This window comes from Colwellia sp. MB02u-9, assembly GCF_014077085.1.
Classification (GTDB): domain Bacteria; phylum Pseudomonadota; class Gammaproteobacteria; order Enterobacterales; family Alteromonadaceae; genus Cognaticolwellia.
Genome location: NZ_JACGVF010000090.1, coordinates 76,503 through 93,356 on the forward strand (window position 1 = coordinate 76,503; position 16,854 = coordinate 93,356).

The following is a 16,854-nucleotide window of genomic DNA, read 5'->3' on the forward strand; positions in this document are numbered from 1 at the left end:
CAATAATCCCATTATGATGTCGACCACAACGACTATTTTTGGCTTATCGCCTTTGGTACTGATTCTACTCACTCATAAAATGTTAATTTCGGCTATTAATCGTAGTGTTGAATTACAGCTTCAATTGACCTGATTTTTGCTACATTTCGTGTGTTTAATTACCCACTTTATTTGCGAACCTGCGGGGTCAGGTTTGTTGAAAAATAGAATTTATTTTATTTTTGATGCGTTAAACACTTAGTGTTTGCAGCAGTTCCCATCGAATTCTGTGCCAATGAAAACGCAGATGCCAGATGTCTGCATTGGTGGGAAAGTTACGCCGCTGCTTACACAACCATCAATAGGCAGTATCGAGTGTGGTTGCGTTGAATATATCGTTTACGTTTAGCATCTGTTGAATATAGCTGAATACTGTTACAAGTCATCCCTATACATCTTTAGTCTCTGTGCCCTCTGGGGTGAAAAAATAATTGCTGGGTAAAGCATAAGCAGTAAGCTATGAACGGTCCCTTATGGCACTAAGCAGTCCTTAAAGGGCTGATTTTTTGTTTCAATATTAAGTCGGCTTTGTGGCATTAGTGAGCCTTAGATAATTATTTTTAACCTCCATGAGATGTTCTACTGCAAAGGTCTTCTTGGTCCGCATAGACGACATTAGTAGGTATTTCTGGCTGATGTCCGCTCACGTATCTTTGTTAACATTGGGCTAGTGATTATTAGAGACTTCTTCAACTAGCCAACAGCGGTCGTTACTAATCAAAGGCTATGCACTAATCCTCCCCGTCAAGTACGCGGTGATTTGTCCCGTTAGAATGATAAAATCCCCTTTTTTTTGTGAAATATTAACAATGGGCTAACCGTTGACCGCCTTTTTATATTGCTGAGATACCAGAATCATCTAAGATTATGTTCTGCACCTGCTTTAATGTTAATTGCTAATTAGTACTTATGTTGATCTAGATCAAATTATTAGTTTTTATTTTAATTTACATGGAATTATTAGCTTTGATGTTGTTTTTAATCAATCTAAAATACTGGCTTTTTATTGGCGTATTAATATTGAGTGTTATGAAGCATACATCAGGTAGTGAAAGAAATTTCTCAGAAAATGAACAATTAGTATCTATTACTGATCTTGAGGGAAGAATAACTTACGCTAATAAGGAGTTCTGTGAAATTGCCGGCTACTCTCTTGATGAGCTCGTTGGACAACATCATAATATAGTTCGACATCCATCCATGCCTAAAGCTGCTTTTGCTGATTTATGGAGTAAACTTAAACAAGATAATTCCTGGCGAGGTATGGTTAAAAATCGTTGTAAAAATGGCGATTACTATTGGGTCGATGCCTACATAACCCCCGTCTATGAAAATGGAAAAATTACCGGCTATCAGTCCGTTAGAACATTGCCGAGTCACGAGCAAAAACAAAACGCTCAACAGCTATATGATACTCTGAATAATGGGCATTCAGTCTCAGGTTTAGAGACTAACGTTAACATGAGAAGGTTATTTGCTATTGTTCTCATTACTCTGGCATCTTTTGGTGTTTGGGCATATACAAGCTCAATAGTTCCATCTATCGTGTTGCTAAGTTGTATCGCTTTGCTTTCTCTTATTTTTTCACCCGAACTGTTCACCTTTCCAAATTATGTAACGACCACGAAAAAACTATTTGATAGTCCGTCACGTCTAATTTTCTCGGGAAAGGGAGCATTGGGTATTATCGCTTACCCTCTCGAATTATATAAAGCTCAGATAAGAACAATACTAGGACGAAGTCATGATTCCGGACAGGAACTGGTAAGGCTTGCTACTGAATTACAGTACTCTTCAATAGAAATGCTCGAAAGTATAGAAGAAGAGAACTCACATCTTGCACAATTTGCAACCGCCATCACTGAAATGAGTGCGACGATTGCTGAAGTCAGTTTAAATACCAATCAGACACATGACAAAGTTTTAATCGTACAAAACGAATGTCGGGAAAATATCAATGTTATCGAAATCAGCCAAAACAAAATTAATTGTTTAGCGGATGATGTTGAAAAAGCGGCCAGCAATGCGCTTGAATTGGTAACCGATGTCAATAAAATTTCAACGATCATGTCTGAAATTCAGGGAATTGCGGATCAAACAAATTTACTTGCCTTAAATGCTGCAATTGAAGCTGCAAGAGCGGGTGAACAGGGTCGAGGTTTTGCTGTTGTTGCCGATGAAGTAAGAACTCTTGCGAGTAGGACTCAGGGAGCAACCGTTCAGATCCAAAGCTCAGTAACGGAATTACAAAAAACGTTAGAAAATTGGAGTCAGGTGATGCTTGCTAGTAAAGCTAATGCCGAAGAATGCTCTGAAGATAGCACTAAAATAAAACAAGCCATGGAAAATATTATTGGCAATGTTAATGATGTTAGCGATATGACAGCTCAAATTGCAACGGCGGCTGAAGAGCAAAGTGTTGTTGCCAATCAAATAACGCATAGTGTTCATACCATAGATGATCTTTCTAAGAAAAACACCATACTTGCTTCGCAAGTGAATAACTATGGAATAGCCGTAAATAAAAGTGCTGAAGATATAGGAAAATTAAGTACAACCTTTAAATAAGAAACCTTTACACTTATGATAATTGAACTCATCAAGGCTGCGGCTCTACTAATGTCACTTTGTTTATTACAAAGCTTTTCCGTTCGTTTTATAAAAAAAAATGGACTTATAAAACAAGTAGTGTCAGGGGGGATTTTTGGAGGGATTTGCATTATAGGCATGATGCTGCCGATTGAAATTATCCCAGGAGTCATTTTCGACCCCCGTACGGTAGTCCTGAGTATGGCGGGCTTATTCGGTGGCCCCGTCGTTTCAGTTATTGCTGCTGCCCTTACAGGAGGGTATCGGTTATTTCTTGGTGGTGGGGGCGTTTATGTTGGTGTTGCAGTCGTTATCGCATCTACCTGCCTTGGTTTAGGCTATCGTTATTGTGTTCATAAAGGCTTGATGAAAGTTAACATCATACAGCTCCTGTTATTTGGCCTTTTGGTGCACGTTGTCGAAATACTATTTATTACTCAGCTACCAGCAGATGTTGTTGTGGGGTTAGTGTCATTGATTGCTTTTCCGCTCATTCTTGTTTTTACACCCGCTACAGCATTCCTAGGCATGCTTTTAAAAGACGTTGAAGACCGTATTAATACAGAGCAGGCATTAAGTAAAACACTCGATGATTTTGATAGGAATGTTATTTTTTCAAAAACAGATTTAACAGGAAAAATAACGCATGCTAGCAAAGCATTTTGTGAAATAAGTGGTTTCGAATTGAATGAGTTGGTGGGACAGTCACATAGTATCGTAAGGCATCCAGATACGCCTTCATCAGTATTTGAAAACTTATGGAAAACAATACAGCAAAAAAAGAGTTTCCACATTACATTGAAAAATAAAAAGAAATGTGGGGGGCATTATTGGGTAGAGTCACAATTAGAACCTGAATTCGATTCTGATGGAAAGCATATTGGATATATAGGCACAAGATTCGATATTACAGATAGAAAAGAAATCGAACAACTCCACGAAGAAATAGAAGAAACGCAGCGTGAAGTTATTTTCAGGATGGGGGAAATTGGTGAAACTCGTAGCAAAGAGACAGGCAATCACGTAAGAAGGGTTGCTGAGTATTCAAAGTTGTTGGCTCTTCATTCTGGTTTAGGTGAAGATGAAGCAGAGCTTATCAAGCAGGCAAGTCCAATGCATGATATTGGAAAAGTAGGCATACCCGATGCGATCTTAAATAAGCCAGGTAAACTTGATGCTGAAGAATGGATAATCATGCAGACACATGCGCAGATCGGTCGTGATATGCTAATGGACTCATCAAGACCACTTCTAAAAACGGCAGCTATCGTAGCTTATGAACATCATGAGAAATATGATGGTAGTGGCTACCCGCAAGGTCTTAGTGGCGAAAATATACATATATACGGGCGTATAACGGCATTGGCCGATGTGTTTGATGCTCTTGGTAGCGAACGTTGCTATAAAAAAGCATGGGATGAAGAAAAAATATTCAACCTATTTAAAGATGAGAAAGGAAAGCACTTCGATCCCAAGTTAATTGATATATTTTTTGACAATTTAGATGAGTTTTTAGCTATTAGGGATAAATTTAATGATATCTAACGACTAAGTAGTTCCCAGCAGTGGCTAATGGCACTAAACGGCCTGACAGTGTTTGCAATGCAAGCAATAATTAACGTCTTCCTGAAAACTAATTATGTAACCTCCGAACGATTGCAATGGTGGCATTTTTGCTAGTCAGGTTATTCGATTAATTGGTAATATTTATAGTCAAAGAATTCATATTTATATCTGCGGGGAACGTCCGTATCTAAGTGAACATAAACTTGCCTAATTTTCAGGACTAATTTAGGTCAGCAAAGTGGCCATAGTGAATATTGCATAAAACGTCTCAATCTCATTTTCTGTCGCAGATCTCATTATTTCCTGCGATCTACACAGCTAAAACTGTCTTTTTTTTGATCTAAATAAACTATTTTAGAGTAAAGGCTTTACTTTTGTAGAGTTGTTGCTCTATAATAACGTTGTTCTCGTTTGAACCTGTTGTATTAATTTTGAATTCTAGCTTCCCCAAGCTTACATACCGATGACCCCTTTGGTCATCGGTTTTTTTATGTCTAAAATTTAGCTTTTGTTCTCACCCTGAAAAATTAACAAAAAAAACCTAGCTCAACATCAGCTAGGAGTTAATCTCAAACAGAGTTAATTTCAAACAAAGTTAATTAATATTTTTTCGCTTCATCAGCACAATGCCAAGCGACAAATTTCCACGCTTTATCATCTTTGACTAACACATCACTACAACGGCCATGAGTAACCTTTTGCTCTCCTTTTTTAGCTGTAGTGCCATTAGAATAGTAATAATGTGCAACGGCGGTATCACCATGAACAACAATGGCTGTTGGGCTATATTCAGCAACATTGTTAGTTGAGCCATCTTCAAAACTGAATTTTTCCCATCGTTTTACTGCACTTCGGTCACGCGGCATTGGGGTACTATTTCCCCAAACCATGGCGTCTTCGGTTACCCATTTATCTGTCCAATTATTATCGCGTTTCTCGATATCTTCATATGAAGCTAAAACTATATTCCATACTTGTGTTTGCTGTTCATTCCAACGTTCAGCATAGCTGCTAAAAGCACTAACCGTGACGATTAGTGCTATGGTTAATTTGAAGTTCATTTTATCTTCCTTGTTAATATTTCGACAAGGCCTACTAAACAACGCACTTCTCAGTAAACTCGAATTTGCGATTATCGCCCCTTAAATATAGCAGGTTTACATTAGTCGGCTGGTTTACCTTAGGTAAGCCTTGTTATATCGAATTTTTGCTCAATATAGTTTCAATACTATGGTGAATTAATCATGACATTTCCGGTCTATTGTTAAACAGTAATGAGCAAAGTCATATTTCATTAATTTATTGCTGCAATAAATCATTAATCGCCATCAAACCACTAAGGAGATCTTATGTCACAATATACCAAATCAAGCGATGCTATTGCTGCGTTATCCGCTGAGCAATATCGTGTTACACAAGAAAGCGGTACTGAACGCCCTTGGACTGGCGAGTTATTGGAAAATACCTCACCAGGTATTTATGTTGATGTGGTTTCAGGTGAGCCTTTGTTTGCTTCAGCTGATAAGTTTGACGCAGGTTGTGGCTGGCCTAGTTTTACTAAGCCCATTGAAAGCAAGAATGTCAGTGAACTTAGCGATGAAAATCATGGCATGGTGCGCACAGAAGTCCGCTCAGCACATGGTGATAGTCATTTAGGCCATGTATTTACTGACGGTCCGACAGCACAAGGTGGCTTACGATATTGCATTAACTCAGCTTCACTGAAGTTTATTCACCGTGACGATATGACCGCTGAAGGTTATGAAGCCTATTTAACCCAAGTAGAAGGATAGAATATGACCATTGAACGAGCCGTATTAGCCGGCGGTTGCTTTTGGGGTATGCAAGATTTAATTCGCAAATTACCCGGCATCACAAAAACCTCTGCCGGTTATACCGGTGGCGATGTTAAAAATGCGACTTACCGAAACCACGGTACTCATGCAGAAGGCCTTGAGGTTTACTTTGACAATACTGTGATCGGGTATCGAAAAATTTTAGAATTATTTTTTCAAATACATGATCCTACTACAGAAAATAGGCAGGGCAATGATCTAGGCACTGGCTATCGTTCGGCAATTTATTACACTTGCGCAGCGCAAAAAGCCATGGCAGAAAAAACCATTGCTGATGTTGATGCCTCTGGCTTATGGCCAGGTAAAGTGGTTACTGAAGTTGAGCCCGTGAGTGATTTTTGGCAAGCCGAGGTAGAACATCAAGACTATTTACAGCGTATGCCTAATGGCTACACTTGCCATTTTCCAAGACCTGATTGGGTGCTACCTGAACAATAAGGCTAGGCAACTGGCCTAAAAGGCTTTGCATAAGAGTGGTTTATTTCAACTGATAGGCGAGCAATGATGTCGTGGCGTGGGAGCCATAAATGGCTAAGAGCGGCCTGTACATGGTCACTCTTTCAGAACCATGTGGTCATGACATTGCCGACAAGGAGGTCGGTATTTAGTTTTTGTCTGGAACAAAAAACTGACCCTACTTACAGTACAACGTGACTTATTAGGTTGTTATGTCAATATAATCAGTTGAGTACTGTATTGCTCAACTGGCTATTTTTATTCTTCTGACTTTTATTCTTCTGACTTTTATTCTTCTGACTTTTATTCTTCTGACTTTTATTCTTCTATTAAAGGCGCGTCACCTAATTCACTTAAGGCTTGCAGATTTTCATCTTGAAACCAATCGCAAATGACTTTGTCTGCTTGCTCTGAGCCAGTACGTTTTAATGACGAAAACGCCTGCACTTTAATATCAGCATTTAATGCTGCTAGCTCTTTTCTAACCGCAAGTACTTGCCCGCTGACTTTGCCTTGAGAAAGTTTGTCGCTTTTAGTTAATAAGGCTAAAACCGGTAATTCTCCGTCTACAGCCCATTGAATTAGGTCCATATCAAGGTCTTTTAATGGATGTCTGATATCCATCAGTATCACTAAACCTTTCAAACATTCGCGTTTTTCTAGGTATTCGCCTAAAGCTTTTTGCCACTTTTTCTTCATTTCCATAGGCACTTTAGCGAAACCATAGCCAGGTAAATCAACTAGGCGCTTGTTTTCGGCAATTTCAAAGATGTTAATCAACTGAGTTCTGCCCGGTGTTTTACTGGTACGTGCAAGGCCTCTTTGATTTGTTAGGGTATTTAACGCGCTTGACTTACCTGCGTTAGAGCGACCTGCAAATGCCACTTCAATACCACTATCGGCTGGTAAACGACGGATATCAGGTGCGCTAAGGGTAAAAGTCGCTTTGCTTAGATGAATGGCTGTAGATGACAAGATTAGATCCAACGATATAAATTAAAACCGCATTATATCGTTTTTTTATACTAAAGATGCAATAGTATTAGAATTTAGGTAATTTTTTTTATTAAACAAGCCGCGCAATAGCCTTAATGGTGTATGATATCCCCGATTTTTCTGGCTTATTGAATGTATTCAATAAAAAACACCAAAGCATGTTGAGAATTTTCCTATGAAACATATTTTAACTTCATTAATTATAACCTTACTAAGTATTAATATTGCTGTTGCCGCCACTGGTGACGCAGAGGCAGGTAAAGCTAAATCCGCTACTTGTGCTGGCTGTCATGGTGCAAATGGTATTGGCATTAGTGATACCTTTCCTAATTTAGCGGGACAACATGCTGATTATATTGTAGTACAACTGAAAGCATTCAAATCAGGTGAGCGTGAAAACTCATTAATGTATTCAATGGCAGCAGGTTTATCTGAGCAAGATATGGCTGATCTGGCGGCTTACTTTGAAGCATTACCGCGTAATGGCGCAAGCCAAGATGCTAGCGCTACTGAAGCAAGTACAAGCGCAGCGACAATTAAAGCACCTACTGCTTACGTACCTGACCCTGCAGCGGGTAAGAGCTTATTTGAATTAGGCGATCCTTCTCGCAATATTGCCTCATGTATTGGTTGTCATGGTAGCGAAGGTAACAGCAAGGTATTAATTTATCCGAACCTGGCCAATCAACATCCTGAATACATTGCAACACAGTTAATGAATTTTAAAAACAAAGATCGCATTAACTACGCCATGAACCAATTTGCCGGTAACATGACTAACAATGAGATTGCTGACATGGCAGCTTACTTTGCTGACACTGCTGCCGTTGCTAACGTGGTTTCACGTAGAGTAACGCCATCAGCTCCGGTAACTGCTGAAGTTATTGCTGGTAAAGCCAAAGCCGCAACTTGTACTGCATGTCACGGCGCCGAGGGTAACAGCCTTGTTGCTATCTACCCAAAACTTGCAGGACAACATGCAGATTACATTGTAAAACAGTTACAAGAGTTTAAATCGGGTGCACGTGAAAATGCGGTTATGTCGTCTATGGCGTCAGTATTAAGTGAGCAAGACATGGTAGAGATTGCCAGCTATTTTGCCGCTCAAAAAATTATTGTTGCTGATTTGGAAGGCTCTAAGATTGGTAAGAAACTTTATCTAGGTGGCGATGCAAAACGTAAAATCACCGCTTGTGTTGCTTGTCACGGTGTTAACGGTAAAGGTTCCGGTAAGGCTGGCTTCCCAGTTATCGCCGGCCAAAACGAAGCGTACCTAAAAGCACAATTAATGCAATTCAAAAACGGTGAGCGTTATAACGATTACAACTCCATGATGCGCAGTGTTGCTTCTAAGCTTTCAGCTAGCGACATGGATGAGTTAGCGAAATACATGGCGTCAATGAAGTAATATTTTTTTAATGGGCTAACGTCAGCTAGTTAATCTCAATATAAGCAGCGTTTATCGCTGCTTTTTATTGCCGTGATTTTATACTGCCAGTACAGCAAAAAAATTTACTGCACTGGTATTCACTAGTTTTTTTAATGACATTATTTCACAGCCATTAAATTCGTGTAGAATGCCAAAACAACATTTTAGCAAATTTTATAAGTAAACCCGTTATCGTGTTTACGACAAGCAGAGACTAAATCAATGAAAAAATTTATCATTACTGTTTTATTAGGATTAAGTGCAGTCACTACTGCCAATGCAGCGCAAGGCGATGCCGAAGCAGGTAAAGGCAAAGCAGCCATGTGTGCTGCTTGTCACGGTGCTGACGGTAATAGTCTTGTGCCTATGTACCCTAAGTTAGCGGGGCAGAGTGCTAACTACTTAGTTAAGCAACTTACTGAATTTAAATTAGGCATGACCTCTGGTGGTAAATCAGGTCGTGTAAACGCCATCATGGGTGGTATGGCAATGGCACTTAGTGAGCAAGACATGGCTGATATCTCAGCATTTTATGCCAATCAAAAAGTCACTGATGGCAACGGTACCGCTAATGCGAAAGGTAAAAAACTTTATTTAGGTGGTAATGCCGAAATGGAAATTACCGCCTGTGCGGCCTGTCATGGTGTTGATGGTAAAGGCATGGCAAATGCTGGTTTTCCTGCTCTTGCTGGCCAGAATGCTGAATACTTAAAGATTCAGTTAGACGCATTTCGTAATGGCTCACGTTATAATGACATGAATGGCATGATGCGAGGTGTTGCTGCGAATTTAACTGATGAAGACATTACCGCACTGTCACAGTACGCATCATCATTAAAATAAGTCCTAAGCCATTTAATTAGCTTTTTAAAAGTTAATATTTATAAAAAGCAGCGTTAATCGCTGCTTTTTATATTCAGTCACGCTTTCGCATGTGATAGTGACATCGTTCTTTATGAACATAAAAGGGCAGCACTATGGCTGCCCTTTTAAATAATAAAGTTTATTTAAGCGCTTAAAAAGCGTATTTAAAACCAACAGTTATCACATCAGTATCAGTGTCAGTGGTGTCATAATTTTCAAAAGACGCTTCAATGCTAACTTTTTCGTTCAGTTTTTTACCCACACCCACACCAAAACCAAATTCCCATTCATCATCGCTGACAGACGTGCCACGGAAACTGGCTTTCAGATCTAGGTTGGCATATGACGGCATCACATAAACATAAAAACCATTATCATAATTGTATTGGCCACGAACAGAAAGTACCGTGAAGCGTTCGACTTCTACTTTAACACTATGACTTTTATCATCAGATATACCGGTGCCAAGACGCAATTCAGGTATTAGTGAAAATTTACTACCCTCTTCGACAAATTCATAAGCAACAGCGCCATAAATAGCGCCTAAAGAAAGGTTTTCAAGTGATAAGTCTGCATAGCCTGCGCCAGCTGACCAGTTAGCCGAAGCCGTTAAAGGTAATACCAATAAAGAAAGTGCAATTAAAGATTTTTTAAACACAATAATATCCTTTTATTAATTTAAATAGTGAGTTTAAATAGTGAGTTAAGGGAGATCATAAAGCGCGCATGCTAACAATGCGCCTTGCGTTATGCAATTATTTTGTCCGGGTTAAATCAGAAAAAATAAGTAATAGGTTATGTCTTTAGCCTGATCGCTAAATAAACCTCATTTGCCAAAGACATTGGGTTCAGTTTCACGCTATGATCTAAACAATGAGCAGAATATGCCGGTTTAATCAGGATACACAAGATGATAGAAATTATTCAACCCAGACAATTTAAAACCGTCCCATGGAAAAATGGTCAAGGAGAAACCATTGAAATGGCGATAAACCCAGGCGGCAGCTTAGACAAGTTCGACTGGCGATTAAGTATGGCAAGTGTGGTTGAAGATGGCGTTTTCTCTAATTTTACTGGCTATACTCGCAACCTCATTTTAATTGACGGAGACGGCATCAACTTACAACACAATGATAATAAAATTGACCGTTTAACCCAGCTATTAGACCTGGCTACTTTTGATGGTGGTAATAAAACTGTTGGCAACTTACATACTAATGAAATAACCGACTTTAATGTTATCACCCAAACATCGGCCTTTAACAGCAAGGTAAACTGCCAAAGAAGTGCGAAGAATTATTTACTTGAAACAAGCGCCCTGTGCTTTATTTATAGCTTATTCAAAGACGCCACACTGACCTTAAACCAGAGCCAAGAAGTCATCACCTTGCCTGCTCAACACTTAGTAAAAATAACCGACTTACCCAACAACTTCGCCAGCCTAAGCGGTGAGCACCTTATTGTTGTTTATCTAACCCATTGCACCTGACTTTTTAGGCCGGTGTAATTGACACAGTTTACCCACTTAAGTAAGACTTTAAGTGGTCGCACTAACAGTTGACGGACTAAAGTCCGACCTACAAAAAAAACAACCTAAAACCACAGCACCATACATAGTCCCTTTGTAAGCTCAATACAGACTGAATGCAAGCCCAGTCTAGGTTCAATCTGGGTCCAATGTAGAGTGGACTTTAGTCCATTAAGTTAAATGAAATTTAACCGTCTTTAAAATGAATACCGACCTACAGGTGATAACTAAGCTTTTAAACTGACTTACTCATTCAAATACATAAACAAACCCTATTTTAGTACGCCGAGTTTTAATCAGTCGTTAAGGTTACTAATCGCTAGAAATACTCGTTCTAACTTTTAATTATGACTTTTTCTTCATGCTGACGTAGGCTCAAGAGACAAAATAAAAATTACGCCTTAACCCTAAGGACAATATGATGACCATTAAATATTTTATAAGGTTAGCTAGCCTACTGTTACTGTTATCACCCTTGGCCAATGCAGAGTTTGACCGCAAAATTGCCATTGATGAAAGTAACACCAGCACTCATAGTACAAAAGTGAATGGCAAGAAATTTGATTACACCGCCACGACCGGTACTCAACCGGTTTGGGACGAAGAAGGCAAGCCTACTGCCAGCCTTTTTTATACCTATTATCAACGCGCAAATGTAAAAGATAAAGCCGATCGGCCGTTACTTATCTCATTCAATGGTGGCCCCGGCTCTGCCTCAGTTTGGATGCATGTCGCTTATACCGGCCCTAAAGTACTTAATGTCAACAACGAAGGTTTTCCATTACAGCCATACGGCGTAAAAACCAATGACTTCTCCATTTTAGACAGCGCTGATATTGTCTTTGTTAACCCAGTTAATACCGGCTATTCACGAGTTTTACCGAATAAAGAAGGTAAAATGCCGTCAAAAGAAGAGCAAAAGAAAATGTTCTTTGGCGTAAATGCTGACATTAAGTACTTGGCAGAGTGGATTAACACCTTTGTTACCCGCCATAACCGTTGGCAGTCACCCAAATACCTTATTGGCGAAAGTTATGGCACTACCCGTGTTGCAGGCTTAGCGTTAGAACTACAATCGCGCCAGTGGATGTACCTTAATGGCGTTATTTTAGTGTCACCCACGGATATTGGTATCAAACGTGACGGCCCGGTAAAAGCAGCCAATCGTTTACCTTATTTTGCTGCAACCGCTTGGTACCACAAAGCACTTGCTGACGATTTGCAAAATAAAGATCTATTAGACATTTTACCTGAAATTGAAAAATTCACCCTTGAGCAGTACTTGCCCGCGCTCGCCAAAGGTGGCTTTATTGCTCAAGATGAAAAGCAGCGCATCGCCGAACAAGTCGCTCGATATTCTGGTTTATCGGTACAAGAAGTCTTGCGTAATAACTTAGATATTGAAGCGTCTTATTTTTGGAAGGAAATACTGCGTAATCGCGAGCAAACCGTGGGTCGTTTAGATTCTCGCTATTTAGGTATCGATGAAAAAGTGACTGGTAGCCGTCCTGATTACAACGCTGAATTAACCTCTTGGTTGCACAGTTTTACGCCAGCAATAAATTATTATTTACGTGAAGAACTCAATTATAAAACCGACCTTAAATACAATATGTTCGGTAATGTGCACCCTTGGGATAGAAGCAACAATAAAACCGGTGAAAACTTACGTTTAGCGATGGCGCAAAACCCGTACTTAAATGTGATGATACAGTCAGGTTACTATGATGGTGCCACCAACTATTTTGATGCTAAATATACCTTATCCCAAATTGACCCAAGTGGTAAAATGCAAGACAGATTATCATTTAAGGGTTATAAAAGTGGCCATATGATGTATTTACGTTATCAAGATTTAGAAGCGTCTAACCAAGATCTTCGTGAATTTATGCAAGCTACCTTACCGAATAAAACCACACCAGCAAAATATCCCAGCAAACGCTAATTTAGCCAATATTTTACTGCGTTAATCAAGATTGTCAGTGCCCTACTCATTCCCTGCTCATTGTTTCCTCCCTGTAAAAATAAAAATATCTCACAGGGAGAAAAACAGGAGGACTACAGGAGGAAAAGCACAACAAAACCAAGCTTAAAACGTATGTTAACTTACTGACAGCTGACAGCTCAAAACTTGTCGTTAAACTTCCCTTAATCCCTTCTCATTGTTTCCTCCCTGTAAAAAACAAAAAATAATTCACCGGAAAATAATCAGCAGGACTACAGAAAGTAAAAAGGCCACCCATTGGCAGCCTTGAGTAGCATTACGTTCGTTTAAATTTCGTAATTAATCACTTGGTAACCTAAGGCCTCAAGTTGAGGTTTTAAGGTCTTAGCGTCGCCCACTACCACCATTAGCATTTCGCTTAAAACTAAATGCTTTTTCGCTAACGCGTTAATTTCTGCTTTACTGATATTAGCCACAATGTCATTGCGCTCTTTGACAAAATCAGCCGTTAGATCGTGTTCTAAAATTTGTGCTAAAAATCCGAGTTTACGACCTGGTGTTTCATATTTTAACGCATCTTTTTGGTTGATGGCGTTGCGCATGAAAGCTAACTCTTCATCGCTAATTCCTTGCTCCGCATAATGTGTAATTTCTTTCACAAATTCAACAATCGACTTGTCTGTTACATCAGCCCGCACCTCTGCGCTTGCGGTAAAGGTGCCAGAGAATTTATCACCATAAAAATACGAACGCGCACCGTAGGTGTAGCCCTTATCTTCACGTAAATTTAGATTAATACGGCTATTAAATGCCCCGCCTAAAGCAAAGTTCATTAAGTAAGCTCGATAGTATTCACCGGTAATATCTTCAGTAATTGAGCGTTTACCTATGCGAATAGCAGCCTGCGCAGCATTGTCTTTATTTACTAAATAAATAACGCCACGCTTAGCATTTGAGTCGGGTAAGGTTAATAACAGCTCTTTGCCTGCGCCCGTCAATGCTTTGAAGATACTCAAAGACTGCAAAATATCGCGTTGGTTTAAATCTGACACCAATATTATTTCACTACCTTTTGGCTGCACTTGCTCTTGATAAAGCGCTTTAATATCGGCTAATTCGATATTAGCTAATGAGGCTTCTGAACCCGCACTAGAAGTTGCCGCAATATTATCGCCATGCAGTAACTGGCGATAAGCATTTGACGCTAAATATCCGGCATCTTTTTTACCATTAATAGCACCTTGAATGGCATTGCTTTTATTACGCTCAAATTCACTTGGCAAAAACGCCGGCATGGTTAATTTTTCATAAACTAAGGCAAGCGTGGCGTCTATATGCTTAGTTAAGGTATTTATATTGACCGCTAAATAGTCATTACCCGCTGAGATACTAACCGAAGTACCCAGTTTTTGCAGAGCTTTGCTCATGTCTTCAGCGCTACGTTTGCTGGTAGACTCATTTAACATGGCAGCTAAAAGTGCTGCTGTGCCGGCCTTTTCTTTACTTTCATAATAATGACCCGCAGGAATTTTGATCAACATTGAGGTGGTTGGTGTCTCGCTGCTTTGTGTTGCTAGTATTTTCATACCATTAGCAAAAGTTTCGCGCCACATTTTGGGTACTTCAACGGCTTTATTTGCGCCAGCAACTGGCATAAGGCTGCGGTCAAAATTGTCTTGTGCTTTACGCACTTGTAAGTCGGTATCTGAAGTCATCGCACGTTCAGGGATAACCCGTGCTGGTGGTGTGAAATTATCTGGCGCAGCAACTAATAATTTTTTCCCTTTTGGTACTATGCTCATGATCACGCCATGTTTATTTTTGATATATTTTTCATAAACACGCATTACATCAGCTTTGGTGACCTTGGCATAACGGGCAATGTCTTGCTCAATATAATTTGGATTGCCTTTAAAGGTTTCATTCGCTGCCAATTGGCTAACTTTACCGGCTACACTTTGCAAACCAAAGACAAAGTTAGCTTCCATTTCGGCTTTTGCTTTGATTAAATCGTCATCTTCAACACCCCGACTTTCAAATTCAAGCAAGCTAGCACGAATCACTTTTTCCATATCTGCCAAGGTGTTACCTGACGCTGGATGCGGAAGTGCTAACATATTAAAAGTACAGGCGAGCTCAGCACAAGGATGACTGACAGAGGCTTGCACAGCCAACTGATTTTTAACTAAGTTTTTATAAAGTAATGAGGTTTTACCTCCACCTAAAATACTCGAGAGTAAATCTAATGCGGCTTCATCTTTATGCCTAACACTCACCGTTGGATACGACATATACACTAAAGGTAAATGCACATTGTCTTCCATAGAAATATAGCGATCAGCCTCGAGTGTAAAGCTAGATTTTTCAGGCATTTTTACCGCTGGGCCACGAGGAATAGTGCCAAAATATTTGCTCACCATTGCCAAAGTGTCAGCAACATTAAGATCACCGCCTATGGTTAATGTGGCATTATTAGGGCCATACCAACGCAAGAAAAAGGCTTTTAAGTCATTCACATTAACGCGATTTAAATCGTCAATATAACCTATGGTTTGCCATGAATAAGGATGACCTACAGGATACATAGCTTCCGCAACACGTTCTCGCAAGAGCCCATAAGGACGATTTTCATAACTTTGGCCACGTTCGTTTTTTACGGTTTCACGTTGTATTTCAAATTTCTCTTGTGTCACGGCATCCACTAAAAATCCCATGCGGTCAGCTTCAAGCCACAACATTTTTTCTAGTTGATTCGCTGGTACGGTTTGAAAGTAATTCGTGCGATCGCTGTTGGTGGTGCCATTCATGGTGCCGCCAGATTCAGTGACTATTTTAAAGTGCTCGTCGTCAGCAACATTTTCTGAGCCTTGAAACATCATATGTTCGAAAAAATGCGCAAAACCTGACTTACCAATTTCTTCGCGGCCAGAGCCCACGTGATAGGTCATATCAACATGAACCAAAGGGTCTGAACTGTCTTGATGCAAAATCAAAGTTAAACCGTTGTCTAAAACATATTTTTGATATGGGATCACCGTTTTTTTCGCTGCTGTTCGCACTTGCTCAACAAAAGTGATGCCATCAACAATGCGATCAGGTGTTTGGGTTTGCAACTTATCGGTATTTTCACAGGCGACTAAACAAGTCAGTAACAGCGGTAACGTCCATTTCTTCAAAATATTTTCCTCGATTCAATCATGATATAAATTTAGTAGAGCGGCTATGATTTTATCGCCATTGTGCATAAGTACAATAGCTAAGTGATATTATTCCACTGTTGACCTTTAGCTTAATGTAAAGTTCACCTGTGCCTATGCCTGAGCTTGCTCGTCTAAGGTAATTTAGTCGCCATAGACCGAAGGCAGATAAACATCACAAGTACAGTTGCTTCATTCAACACATGCCTTAGAGCTTGAATGAGTGAATATTGAATAAGAGAAAAATGGTGAAAAAAAAGGCCTCTGGATAGAGACCTGAATAACAACACACCATGAAGGGATCACTCGGCGTTATTTAATAAGAACGTGAAGCAAGGATATTAATTTCAACCAAACAATAGTAAGTACATTAAATATTGTTTATTCAC

At 39.6% G+C, this 16,854-nt stretch carries 12 protein-coding genes; 8 read left to right on the forward strand and 4 right to left on the reverse strand.

What is annotated here, in order from left to right; genetic code table 11:
* The first annotated feature begins 1,068 nt into the window (after positions 1 to 1,068).
* Positions 1,069 to 2,607 carry a PAS domain-containing methyl-accepting chemotaxis protein gene (locus H4J65_RS06890; RefSeq protein ID WP_182197046.1) on the forward strand — a complete coding sequence of 513 codons (1,539 nt, stop codon included), beginning with the start codon at positions 1,069 to 1,071 and terminating at the stop codon, positions 2,605 to 2,607.
* Positions 2,608 to 2,622: 15 nt separating this feature from the next.
* The gene (locus H4J65_RS06895) at positions 2,623 to 4,173 is read left to right on the forward strand and encodes a LytS/YhcK type 5TM receptor domain-containing protein (protein WP_182196984.1); all 1,551 of its coding nucleotides are present in this window, start codon (positions 2,623 to 2,625) and stop codon (positions 4,171 to 4,173) included.
* 620 nt (positions 4,174 to 4,793) lie between these two features.
* Here the strand turns inward: H4J65_RS06895 and H4J65_RS06900 are convergent.
* Positions 4,794 to 5,255 (reverse strand): nuclear transport factor 2 family protein, encoded by a 462-nt coding sequence (locus H4J65_RS06900; RefSeq protein WP_182196987.1) that lies wholly within the window; start codon positions 5,253 to 5,255, stop codon positions 4,794 to 4,796.
* A gap of 288 nt (positions 5,256 to 5,543) precedes the next feature.
* Here H4J65_RS06900 and msrB point away from each other — a divergent pair, with 288 nt between their 5' ends.
* Both msrB and msrA read left to right on the forward strand, forming a co-directional pair.
* Positions 5,544 to 5,987 (forward strand): peptide-methionine (R)-S-oxide reductase MsrB, encoded by a 444-nt coding sequence (gene msrB / locus H4J65_RS06905; RefSeq protein WP_182135851.1) that lies wholly within the window; start codon positions 5,544 to 5,546, stop codon positions 5,985 to 5,987.
* A 3-nt stretch (positions 5,988 to 5,990) separates the two neighbouring features.
* Positions 5,991 to 6,488, forward strand: a complete 498-nt coding sequence (msrA, locus tag H4J65_RS06910; protein WP_182135852.1) for a peptide-methionine (S)-S-oxide reductase MsrA — start codon at positions 5,991 to 5,993, stop codon at positions 6,486 to 6,488.
* Between the two features lie 336 nt (positions 6,489 to 6,824).
* On the opposite strand, the gene yihA is transcribed toward msrA, so the two are convergent.
* Positions 6,825 to 7,481 carry a ribosome biogenesis GTP-binding protein YihA/YsxC gene (gene yihA / locus H4J65_RS06915; RefSeq protein WP_182196989.1) on the reverse strand — a complete coding sequence of 219 codons (657 nt, stop codon included), beginning with the start codon at positions 7,479 to 7,481 and terminating at the stop codon, positions 6,825 to 6,827.
* 196 nt (positions 7,482 to 7,677) lie between these two features.
* Here yihA and H4J65_RS06920 point away from each other — a divergent pair, with 196 nt between their 5' ends.
* Both H4J65_RS06920 and H4J65_RS06925 read left to right on the forward strand, forming a co-directional pair.
* The gene (locus H4J65_RS06920; protein ID WP_182184225.1) at positions 7,678 to 8,910 is read left to right on the forward strand and encodes a cytochrome c; all 1,233 of its coding nucleotides are present in this window, start codon (positions 7,678 to 7,680) and stop codon (positions 8,908 to 8,910) included.
* 243 nt (positions 8,911 to 9,153) lie between these two features.
* Positions 9,154 to 9,774 (forward strand): cytochrome c, encoded by a 621-nt coding sequence (locus H4J65_RS06925; RefSeq protein ID WP_182184224.1) that lies wholly within the window; start codon positions 9,154 to 9,156, stop codon positions 9,772 to 9,774.
* A gap of 172 nt (positions 9,775 to 9,946) precedes the next feature.
* Here the strand turns inward: H4J65_RS06925 and H4J65_RS06930 are convergent, their stop codons facing one another.
* The gene (locus tag H4J65_RS06930; RefSeq protein ID WP_182135855.1) at positions 9,947 to 10,453 is read right to left on the reverse strand and encodes an outer membrane beta-barrel protein; all 507 of its coding nucleotides are present in this window, start codon (positions 10,451 to 10,453) and stop codon (positions 9,947 to 9,949) included.
* Positions 10,454 to 10,705: 252 nt separating this feature from the next.
* On the opposite strand from H4J65_RS06930, the gene H4J65_RS06935 reads away from it, so the two are divergent.
* Together H4J65_RS06935 and H4J65_RS06940 are read left to right on the forward strand one after the other, a co-directional pair.
* Positions 10,706 to 11,284, forward strand: a complete 579-nt coding sequence (locus H4J65_RS06935; RefSeq protein WP_182196991.1) for a HutD family protein — start codon at positions 10,706 to 10,708, stop codon at positions 11,282 to 11,284.
* A gap of 460 nt (positions 11,285 to 11,744) precedes the next feature.
* Positions 11,745 to 13,268 carry a S10 family peptidase gene (locus H4J65_RS06940; protein WP_182197048.1) on the forward strand — a complete coding sequence of 508 codons (1,524 nt, stop codon included), beginning with the start codon at positions 11,745 to 11,747 and terminating at the stop codon, positions 13,266 to 13,268.
* Between the two features lie 326 nt (positions 13,269 to 13,594).
* Here H4J65_RS06940 and H4J65_RS06945 read toward each other — a convergent pair whose 3' ends face one another.
* Complete coding sequence (locus H4J65_RS06945) at positions 13,595 to 16,444, reverse strand: pitrilysin family protein (RefSeq protein WP_220465103.1); 2,850 nt, start codon at positions 16,442 to 16,444, stop codon at positions 13,595 to 13,597.
* Positions 16,445 to 16,854: the final 410 nt, after the last annotated feature.